Origin of the sequence: Paraprevotella xylaniphila YIT 11841, from assembly GCF_000205165.1 — a bacterium.
Classification (GTDB): Bacteria; Bacteroidota; Bacteroidia; order Bacteroidales; family Bacteroidaceae; genus Paraprevotella; species Paraprevotella xylaniphila.
The window spans coordinates 35,635-45,495 of the sequence record NZ_GL883822.1; the positions used below are offsets into that span (position 1 = coordinate 35,635).

8 protein-coding genes are annotated in these 9,861 nt (G+C 49.2%); all 8 read right to left on the bottom strand.

Annotated elements, in window-relative coordinates; genetic code table 11:
- Position 1 precedes the first annotated feature (1 nt).
- Entirely contained in the window at positions 2 to 649 is a 648-nt protein-coding gene (locus HMPREF9442_RS02515; protein WP_008624998.1) for a nitroreductase family protein, read from the bottom strand.
- A 34-nt stretch (positions 650 to 683) separates the two neighbouring features.
- Entirely contained in the window at positions 684 to 1,577 is an 894-nt protein-coding gene (locus HMPREF9442_RS02520) for an AraC family transcriptional regulator (protein ID WP_008625000.1), read from the bottom strand.
- Positions 1,578 to 1,728: 151 nt separating this feature from the next.
- The gene (gene eno, locus HMPREF9442_RS02525; protein WP_040602511.1) at positions 1,729 to 3,009 is read right to left on the bottom strand and encodes a phosphopyruvate hydratase; all 1,281 of its coding nucleotides are present in this window, start codon (positions 3,007 to 3,009) and stop codon (positions 1,729 to 1,731) included.
- Between the two features lie 139 nt (positions 3,010 to 3,148).
- Positions 3,149 to 3,811: a hypothetical protein gene (locus tag HMPREF9442_RS02530; RefSeq protein WP_008625007.1), complete on the bottom strand. Its 663-nt coding sequence runs from the start codon at positions 3,809 to 3,811 to the stop codon at positions 3,149 to 3,151.
- Positions 3,786 to 4,598, bottom strand: coding sequence for a metallophosphoesterase family protein (locus HMPREF9442_RS02535; protein WP_008625009.1), 813 nt, complete (start codon positions 4,596 to 4,598; stop codon positions 3,786 to 3,788). The genes HMPREF9442_RS02530 and HMPREF9442_RS02535 overlap by 26 nt, the downstream gene beginning before the upstream one ends.
- 335 nt (positions 4,599 to 4,933) lie before the next feature.
- Positions 4,934 to 5,665 carry a pyruvate formate-lyase-activating protein gene (gene pflA, locus HMPREF9442_RS02540; protein WP_008625012.1) on the bottom strand — a complete coding sequence of 244 codons (732 nt, stop codon included), beginning with the start codon at positions 5,663 to 5,665 and terminating at the stop codon, positions 4,934 to 4,936.
- Positions 5,666 to 5,676: 11 nt separating this feature from the next.
- Positions 5,677 to 7,917: a formate C-acetyltransferase gene (pflB, locus tag HMPREF9442_RS02545; protein ID WP_008625013.1), complete on the bottom strand. Its 2,241-nt coding sequence runs from the start codon at positions 7,915 to 7,917 to the stop codon at positions 5,677 to 5,679.
- Positions 7,918 to 8,048: 131 nt separating this feature from the next.
- Positions 8,049 to 9,861: DEAD/DEAH box helicase (locus tag HMPREF9442_RS02550; RefSeq protein WP_008625014.1), on the bottom strand; the 1,813-nt coding region annotated here is incomplete at its 5' end.

Here is a 9,861-nt window from a genome sequence, read left to right on the forward strand (position 1 = left end):
ATCATTCAACCGTCCGGACCCTATTCATATCACGAGGTTTGGGAGAAGGTTCTTCGTCCGGATAACCGAAAGCTATGGCATAAAGTAATTTATGCGTTTCGGGAAAATCCAATTCATCAAGCAATTCACGACCTTCCGGTTCATTCAGGAAACGGCAAATACCACCCAAGCAACATGAACCAATCCCTAACGATTGAGCCGCAATCATCATGTTTCCACCCAACAGCCCGCAATCTACCTGCGACAAATCATAAGTCGTATCGTATGCGATAAATACCAACACAGGTGCACCGTATGCCGCCCGAAGAGTGGTTTCCCCCTGTCCTTTCCCCATAAAATGGCTGTAAGCCGAATCTATCGAAGCCAACAAACGGGGATTGTCCACAACACGTACTTCCCACGATTGAAGTCCCTTCCCGTTGGGAGCATACAGCCCACATTCCACAATCTGCGCCCACTTGTCCTTCTCCACCGGTTGAGGCTTGTATCTCCGGATGCTGCGACGCTGCAGAATCGTATTCACGACTTCATTTTTCACCACCACACTGTCTGCCGCCCCCGTTTCTCCTTCACGGGAAGCAGGCTCCGTATGGCAACTGCAAAGCAGGAAAATTCCTGCTACTAAAGATAATAGAGATTTCGTATTCATGTCTCGTTCCTCAATTATATAATTATTTAAAACCTTATCCTTTCTTTTTTGATTTATATTCCGACGGCGACATGCCCATGTATTTCGTGAACTGCCGGGAAAAATAAAGCGAATCCTCATAACCGACCAACGGACTGATCTGACTGATTTTCAAATCTGTGAAATCCAGATAATGACAGGCTTCCTGAATACGGAGGTATCCCAAATAACGCAAAGGGGGAGAACCGGTCTTGTCCTCAAAGACATTGGAGAAGTAAGACGGGGAAAGTTTCACTTCGCGGGCAATATCCGTCAGACGGATTTTCTTATTCAGGTTTTCCTGCATGAAATGAATGGCACGCTGCACCACGTCTCGTTTTTCCTGCACACCCGCAAAACGGCACTCACGGTATTCTCCAAGAAACTTCATGGAACCCAGAAAGTGGAAAAGGCTCGTCGTGGCATACAGCATGTAGTTCTTGTTATACCCAGAACTGACCGAAGCATAAATTTCTTCAAACAGCAGCAGACGTTCTTTGATACGGGAATGTTCTGCCGGTGAAATATCATGCGGCTTACTGAACCCTACGCTGAAAAAGGCGGCTTTTGCGCCATCGAAATGAATCCAGTAAATCGTCCAAGGATTCTCGGCTTTACTGCCATAAGCATGTGCCTTATATTTGGGCAAAATGAAAAACTGGTTAGCCCCAACGTCATAACGCTTACCGTCCAGTTCGAACCATCCCTCCCCCTCTACACAATAAATCAGCACAAACTCATTGGAATCCTCCTCTTTCCGCTCACAATAATGAAAACCTGCATGCGGATAATAACCGATATCCGTGATATAAAGCTCGCGGCCCAAAGGGTCGCGCTTCAACTCTTCTATCAAAAATCCCGGCAAGACGACTATCCGTTCTCCCTTGAATCCTTCCTTTATCCGTGGCATGGCTTTTATTTTTTTAAGGTGCAAGCAAAGTTAAGAAAAACAAGGATACAAAAAGCCATACCTCCTTACTTTTCTTACAAAAAAAGAGCCGCATCCGGTAAAATATCTCCCGAAGCAACTCTTTTTTCATTCAATCACAATACGTAAAGTCTCACTTGATGCGCTTATAACCATACACAGCCAAATCCCCTAGCTCTTCCTCGATACGGAGCAACTGGTTATATTTGGCCATACGGTCGGAACGGCTCAAAGAACCGGTCTTGATTTGGCCGCTGTTCGTGGCCACGGCAATATCGGCAATCGTAGCATCCTCTGTCTCTCCCGAACGGTGGGAAGTAACCGTTGTATAACCATGGCGATGAGCCATCTCGATGGCATCCAAAGTTTCGCTGAGCGAACCGATTTGGTTCACCTTGATCAAAATGGAATTGGCACATCCCATGGCAATCCCCTTGGACAAGAAGTCCACGTTGGTCACAAACAAGTCATCGCCCACCAACTGGCAACGTCCGCCGATACGTTCCGTCAACTTCTTCCAACCGTCCCAGTCATTCTCGCTCATACCGTCTTCAATGGAATCAATCGGATACTTCGTGATTAATTCTTCCAGGTAGGCAATCTGCTCGTCTGAAGTACGCTTCTTACCTTTCCCACCTTCAAAAATGGTATAATCGTACACTCCATCTTTATAGAATTCGGAGGAAGCGCAGTCCATACCAATCATCACATCCTTACCCGGCACGTAACCGGCAGCCTTAATGGCAGCGATTATGGATTCGAGAGCATCCTCAGTGCCGTCCAATGAAGGAGCAAAACCGCCTTCATCTCCTACAGCCGTGCTCAAGCCACGGCCGTGAAGCACTTTCTTCAAGGCATGGAACACTTCGGCCCCCATCCGCAGCCCCTCACGGAAAGAAGGAGCACCCACCGGACGAATCATGAATTCCTGAAAAGCTATCGGCGCATCGCTATGCGAACCTCCGTTGATGATATTCATCATCGGCACAGGCATCACGTATGTGTTCACGCCGCCAATATAACGATATAAAGGAATGTCCAAATATTCCGCAGCAGCCTTAGCCACAGCCAACGATACCCCGAGAATGGCATTGGCACCTAAATTAGACTTTGTCTTCGTGCCGTCGAGTGCCAACATCTTGTGGTCGATGACACGCTGTTCCAAAGCACTATAGCCCACCAAGGCCGGAGCAATTACCTTATTCACATTTTCCACAGCCTTCAACACGCCTTTACCTCCGTAACGTTTTTCATCTCCGTCACGTAGTTCCAAGGCTTCGTGTTCGCCCGTAGAAGCTCCCGAAGGCACCGATGAGCGGCCCACCACGCCGCATTCCAATTCCACCTCTACTTCTACCGTCGGATTACCACGGGAGTCCAATATCTCACGCCCTTTGATTGATTTGATTTTCATATTCACTTTTGTTTTTAAATTAAACATCTTTTTCTATGGCAAAGTTCATCACTTTACACCATTCTTACAATACCTGAAAAAAGGGATTCTAACAAGACGCAAGATACTGACTTTTAAGTACGCCTGCAAACAGGAGAAGTTAAATATGCAGTTTTATACCGACAGCCAGACTTAAAATTTCTTTAAACTTGATGCTACGGTCACCAAAGAAAGTACAGAAATCGGTATCACACGCCCCTAATTCATAATACAAGGATATATCTTGTACCCTCCAATTGGAAACATCCGGTATGTCATACACGATACGTTGGCCCAAGGACAGATTGGCACGGATACGAGTTGAGAAACCGTAATATCCTTTAGGATAACGGTCCGGCTCGTGCGTCCAGAACTTATCGCTTAACACGGAGGACAAGAACAAACTGCATGACAAGGGCTGAATCACCCACGCACTTCCTTTCACACGTAACCGCCAGGGCAGATACGATTGTTTCAGAGTGAAAACGGCCTTATGATGTTCACTTTCAAATTTAGGCAGAAAGCCCAACATGACATCTGTCTCCCATTGCTGCTTCTTCCCGTATGTCCAACCCGTACCGATTGAGGCGGCACCGATGCTTCCCGCAAACTGTATCTTGTAATGGTCGGGAATCAAACGTTTCCACCCCTCCATACGGCGTGCCATCATTTTCTCATAGCGTGTCGGGACAGAGTCTGCCCTCTCCGTCGCGCCCTGCCCCATTACAAAAGAAGGCATGCCCACTGAAAACCATATACTAAAAATCGCAACGTTCAATTTCATATCCTTCTTCTTTTATGGTAATGACGTAATACCCTCGCTTCCCGACTGTCGTACATCCGTAATATACGACTCCGTCATCAAAAAACTCCTCTTCTGCCCAACGGTGGATGTGGCCGAACAGACAAAACTGCACATGGGGGAAACTGGCAATGTAATGCTCAAAGGCGCGCCCCACATTGTTGTTGAACTCCCCGTCGCCGGGCGGCACGTGCATGGCCACAATGGTTTTCTCTACGCCCACCGGCATATTCCTCAATTCGTCCTCCATAAAATTGAAATCGGGAACCGGATGGCTGTAATCATATTCGAGCGCGTTGGTATTCAAACAAACAAAACGCACATTGCCAACCGTAAAAGCAAAATTGTCACTCCCGAAAACTTTCTGGTACACATCAAAACCCGTCCCCAGACAATCATGATTCCCCAACAGGCAAACATACGGCACCCGTAACTTGTTCAAGAAATCACGTGCCCATAAGAACTCTTTCGTCTCCCCGAAGTCTGCCATGTCGCCGCCATGCAACACAAAATCAATGTCGCCACGGTTATTGATGATATTCACGACTTCTTTCGTTTCGTCATACCGGCGTTGGGTATCGCTGATCATGGCAAAACGGAACTCACGCCTTCCCCGCATCTTGTCTTCAATCAAACGGATGTTCTTCTCCGTCAGCCCGGTCTCTCCTTCTATACGCGTATCGTAGGGATGATATTCGATGATTTCGCAAGAAGACAATATTCCCACCCCGCAAAGTACACCCACGACGGAATTGTATATTCTGCTCATAAAAAACACTTTTGAATATCAAAGATAGAAAAAGAAGCAATACGAAACACACAAAAAGTCCATTTCGGATGGATTAGAAGAATAATTCCTCCTTTTAGGACAACACCCCAAGCCTGCCCCACAAGAAAAAAAGCACGACAAGGGGCAAGCATACAGAAGCCCTGAAATCATTTGGCGCAGAATAAAAAATCAATCACAGCCAAACGATTTTTCATTTGGCTGTGATTGATTTCCGTTTTGGCGCAGAATGATCCCCCGCCATTACCTATATGATTTACAACATCTTACGGAAGCCCTCAAGAAATAAAGATTTCATACAATATGGCATACCGGCATCAGTCAGGGAAGATGCCTTTATAGCGTGCCTTAATGGCTTCTACCCTCTCCCGAGCAAGAGGAGGCACGTCGGCTAACGGGTAGTCCAACCCGAGTTCCTCGTATTTGAACACCCCCATCGTATGATAAGGCAACCATTCTATTTTGCGCACAACCTTGTAATGTCGTACAAACTCTACCAGTTCATCCAACAGCGTGTCATCGTCCGTCAGGCCGGGTACGACCACATGGCGAATCCAAACCTCCGTACCTCTCTTTTCCAATTCATCAAGCAAAGCCCGGGCATTCCGTCCGTCACTTCCGCTGACTTTCCTGCAAAGTTCGGGGCGAAGCGCCTTAATGTCGAGAAGCACCAGGTTCGTATAATCCAACACTGCACATACGCGTTCATTGAACACGGCCCCTGAAGTATCCAATGCCGTATGAAGGCCTTCCTCGCGGCAGAGACGAAAAAACTCGCGGCAGAAATCAGCCTGCAACAAGGGTTCGCCCCCAGTCAACGTCACCCCTCCACGGGCTATGAAACTGCGTACCTTGAGCACTTCGGCAAGCAATTCCTCCGGAGCCATTTGATAACGGGCCGGACGACCGGCATCCCAAGTGTCCGGATTATGGCAATACAGGCAACGAAGCGGACAACCTTGCAGAAAGGTCACAAAACGAATTCCGGGACCGTCAACGGTCCCGAAACTCTCCAATGAATGTATTTTACCCACCAATGGTTTTTCCATTTCCTTTTATATTATAAAGAGTGGTTGATGGTACGCGAAATGACATCCAACTGTTGTTCACGCGTCAGCTTCACAAAGTTCACGGCATAGCCGGACACGCGGATGGTCAACTGCGGATACTTCTCGGGATGTTCCATGGCATCCATCAACAATTCCTTGTCGAACACATTGACATTGAGATGTTGGCCGCCGTCCGGAGTGAAATAACCATCCAACAGGCCGACCAGATTATTTACCTGAATGTCGCGCTCCTTGCCCAACGTAGCCGGAGATATGGCAAAAGTGTAAGAGATACCGTCGTGTGCATGATGGAACGGAAGCTTGGCCACCGAAGCCAACGCCGCAACGGCTCCTTTCACGTCACGCCCGTTCATCGGGTTGGCCCCCGGTGCAAACGGAGTACCGCCCTGGCGGCCGTCGGGAGTCGTACCGGTTTTCTTTCCATACACCACATTGCTGGTAATCGTCAGGATGGACTGCGTGGCAACCGCATTGCGGTAAGTCTCGTGCTGACGGAGGTAATCCATGAATTTCTCCGTGATTTCCACTGCGATGGCATCCGTGCGGTCGTCATTGTTGCCATAAGGCACATACTCGCCTTCACGCTCGAAGTCCACAGCCAAGCCGCGCTCGTCGCGAACCACCTTCACCTTGCAGTCGCGGATGGCAGCCAAAGAGTCGGCCACGATGGACAAACCGGCAATACCGGTAGCACGGATACGCTGTACGTCGCCATCGTGCAGAGCCATTTCGTATGCCTCATAGTCATACTTGTCGTGCATATAGTGGATAATCTTCAAGGCATTCACGTACACCTTGGCCAACCAACGCATCATCTGCTCGTATTTCTCCATCACCTCGTCATAGTCGAGATATTCGCTCGTAATCGGTTCGAATTTGGGAGCCACCTGCACACCGCTACGCTCGTCGCGCCCGCCGTTGATGGCATACAGCAAGCACTTGGCCAGATTGGCACGGGCTCCGAAGAACTGCATCTGCTTGCCGATTTTCATCGGAGACACACAGCATGCGATGCCATAGTCGTCACCGTAATCCACCCGCATCAGGTCGTCGTTCTCATACTGGATGGCCGACGTGTCGATAGAAACTCTGGCACAGAACTTCTTCCAGTTCTCCGGCAATTTGTCCGCCCACAGCACCGTAAGGTTCGGTTCCGGAGCCGGCCCGAGGTTGTAAAGCGTATGCAGGTAACGGAAACAAGTCTTCGTCACCAACGTGCGGCCGTCCACGCCCATGCCGCCGAGGGATTCCGTCACCCATACAGGGTCACCGGAAAACAAGTCGTTATATTCGGGCGTACGCAAGAACCGTACGATACGCAACTTTATAATCATCTGGTCTACCAACTCCTGTGCTTCTTCTTCCGTCAGTTTCCCCTCGCGGATATCTTTCTCGATATAGATGTCGAGGAACGTAGAAGTACGCCCTATGGACATGGCCGCACCGTCCTGGTCCTTCACCGCAGCCAGATAAGCCAGATATACAAACTGCACGGCTTCGCGGGCATCCTTGGCCGGACGGGCCACGTCGAATCCGTATGCGGCACACATCTTCTCAAAATCCTGCAAGGCACGAATCTGCTCCGTAACCTCTTCACGGTTGCGGATGATTTCATCATTCAGTTCCTGGATGTCAAGGCGTTTTTGGAATTTTTTCTTGTCCTCAATCAAACGTGCAGTACCATACAAAGCCACACGACGATAGTCACCGATGATACGGCCACGACCGTATGCATCCGGCAAACCTGTAATAATGGCCGAACGGCGACATGCCAACATTTCATCGGTATAAGCTGAAAACACTCCTTCGTTGTGCGTCTTACGGTATTTCGTGAAAATCTCTTTCGTCATCGGGTCGAGATGGTAGCCGTAAGCTTCCAAGCTGTTTTCCACCATGCGGATACCGCCTTTCGGAAAAATACCACGCTTGAGCGGGGCATCCGTTTGCAGTCCCACAACCACTTCATTATCCTTATCTATATAACCCGGCCCGTAAGTCGTGATGCTTTGGGGGAGTTTTGTTTCGGTGTCATACACACCCTTCTCACGCTCCACCTTGAACATCTCGGTCAATTTGTTCCACACTTTGCGGGTCTTCTCCGACGACGGCTTCAGGAAAGAATCATCCCCCGTGTAAGGAGTATAATTGTTCTGAATGAAATCACGCACGTTGATCTCCTTCTTCCACAATTCGCCTTTGAAGCCGGCCCAGCTTTCGTTGTTACGTTCCATAATTTATCCGTTTTAGTTATTTATGTGCTAACCGGCTGCAAAGATACGGAGAAATAACGGATTCCCCTATACCGACTTGTAGGTATTTCAAATTTAAAACTATCCTTATACTACTTTTGTATTCATTCCAATCAAAAACCGGACCAATTATGGAACCTGATATACATCCGGTCTGGGTTCCGTGTTACTGTTCCCGGATAAGGAGGCTTAAAATCACAATAACGGTTCCCCGAGTCCAATATCAGGCGATACACATTTTGCCCGGGCAACTTTACCAGAATCATTCCTTTGCTGAATCCAAGAAATTCATATATGAACTGTTCTTTTTTATCATTCACAATCAGATGCTTGCCAATAATAAAGACCTTTCCGGTGGCACTGACCCGCACATCTTCCTTCCGGAACGAGAAGTCTAGCCCGCGTTCCCTGAAGCGGAACATGTACGCGGCATCCTGCTTGACCAGTTCAAACCGCCCGAGACGTCCGAGTTCCGGCATCCTTTCGTAGTGCCTCCGGGTCTTGCCGTCCCAATAAACCTGCTTTCCCGTAAAGTCACACCCCTTAAAAAAGTCCCCTTTGCATTCCACCTTTCCATAAAGTTCCGGCCTCAAATCACGCCCCTTCCCGTCCACCACCGTCACCTTCCCCCGGAAGACGGCATCGTATGGGTAAAAACACAGGGCAAAATAAGGTTCAGGTATCCGTTCTACCCGCACGAACTGAGGGGCACACACCTCTTTTCCATCCAACGCTATGCCGTATTTTCCGCCCTGCATAAAAACTTCCATTCCCTCGCGCTTCTCCTCTTTCCGTTTGATACGGACCATCTCCAGATTCACCAACTGTTTTTCCATGGCCTCTTCTCCTATATATATAGGAAAAGTATTGCCCGTTGTGGGTCGGCCAACCTCCCTTCCATCAAACATCCGCTGCCAGTCCCATCTTTGTATAGGCATACCGAAAGCCAAATACAGTCCCACCTGGTCCAATACCATCACGTGGCTTTTCTTGCAGGATACACGCATCCCCCGCCCCACCTGCTGCAAATATTTGGCCAATGAAAGCGTGGGTCGGGCAAGTTGGATGACCTCTACCTCCGGCACGTCCCATCCTTCCGAGAATATGTCGACGTTGACCATCAACGTGAAACGGCCGTTCCGATAGTCTTCCACCAAACTCCGGCGTTCCTCCGGCGGAGTCTTCGCGTCAATCATGCAACAACTTACCCCGCCATCCCGATAATACTCCAAGATATGACGCGCATGTTCCCGGTTTATGGCATACACTATGCCTTTCTTTCCTGAAGCAAACGTCCGGTAAGTGTCATACAGATGACGGATGCTTTCAGGACAATCCATCACCGTAGCCATCTCTTTCAACTGGTAATCGCCATCCGCACCACGCTTGGACAACAGTCCCACCCGGCGTACCGCCCTACTGTTCGGGTCGGCACTTATATATTCAAAATCAGCCAACCACCCCTCGTCGATAAAGCGTTCCATACTCCACGTTTGGAGCAATACCTCGAACAAGTCCGTGAAAGGTTCGCCGCTCAACCGGCAAGGCGTAGCCGTCAGTCCCAAGAAAAGAGCCTCCGGCCACTTTTCCCACAATATGCGGTAAGTCTTCGCCAAGGCATGATGAGCCTCGTCCACAACCACAACAGAAGGGCAAAAAGAAAGACTATCTATACATCGGCTCAACGTCTGTATGCTCGCCACCCGGACGTTCTCCGCCAACAACGCCTTCCGGCCACCGGCAATCACCCCGTGGCGTACTCCGAAACGAGACAAGGTTTCCGAAATCTGCTCTACCAATTCTATACGGTGCGTCACGACCAACACCCCGTCCGCAGCATTCTCGCGGACCACGGCAGCCATCAAGTACGTCTTCCCCGTCCCTGTAGGCATCTGCACCATCACGCTCCTGATCCCGCCCCACCAT

Excerpts from the sequence above, each read along its gene's own strand:
- pflB (WP_008625013.1), bottom strand. The coding sequence starts at position 7,917 with ATGGAACGTAACAACGAAAGCTGGGCCGGCTTCAAAGGCGAATTGTGG.
- HMPREF9442_RS02530 (WP_008625007.1), bottom strand. The coding sequence starts at position 3,811 with ATGAAATTGAACGTTGCGATTTTTAGTATATGGTTTTCAGTGGGCATG.
- HMPREF9442_RS02515 (WP_008624998.1), bottom strand. The coding sequence starts at position 649 with ATGAATACGAAATCTCTATTATCTTTAGTAGCAGGAATTTTCCTGCTT.
- HMPREF9442_RS02535 (WP_008625009.1), bottom strand. The coding sequence starts at position 4,598 with ATGAGCAGAATATACAATTCCGTCGTGGGTGTACTTTGCGGGGTGGGA.
- pflA (WP_008625012.1), bottom strand. The coding sequence starts at position 5,665 with ATGGAAAAACCATTGGTGGGTAAAATACATTCATTGGAGAGTTTCGGG.
- eno (WP_040602511.1), bottom strand. The coding sequence starts at position 3,009 with ATGAAAATCAAATCAATCAAAGGGCGTGAGATATTGGACTCCCGTGGT.
- HMPREF9442_RS02520 (WP_008625000.1), bottom strand. The coding sequence starts at position 1,577 with ATGCCACGGATAAAGGAAGGATTCAAGGGAGAACGGATAGTCGTCTTG.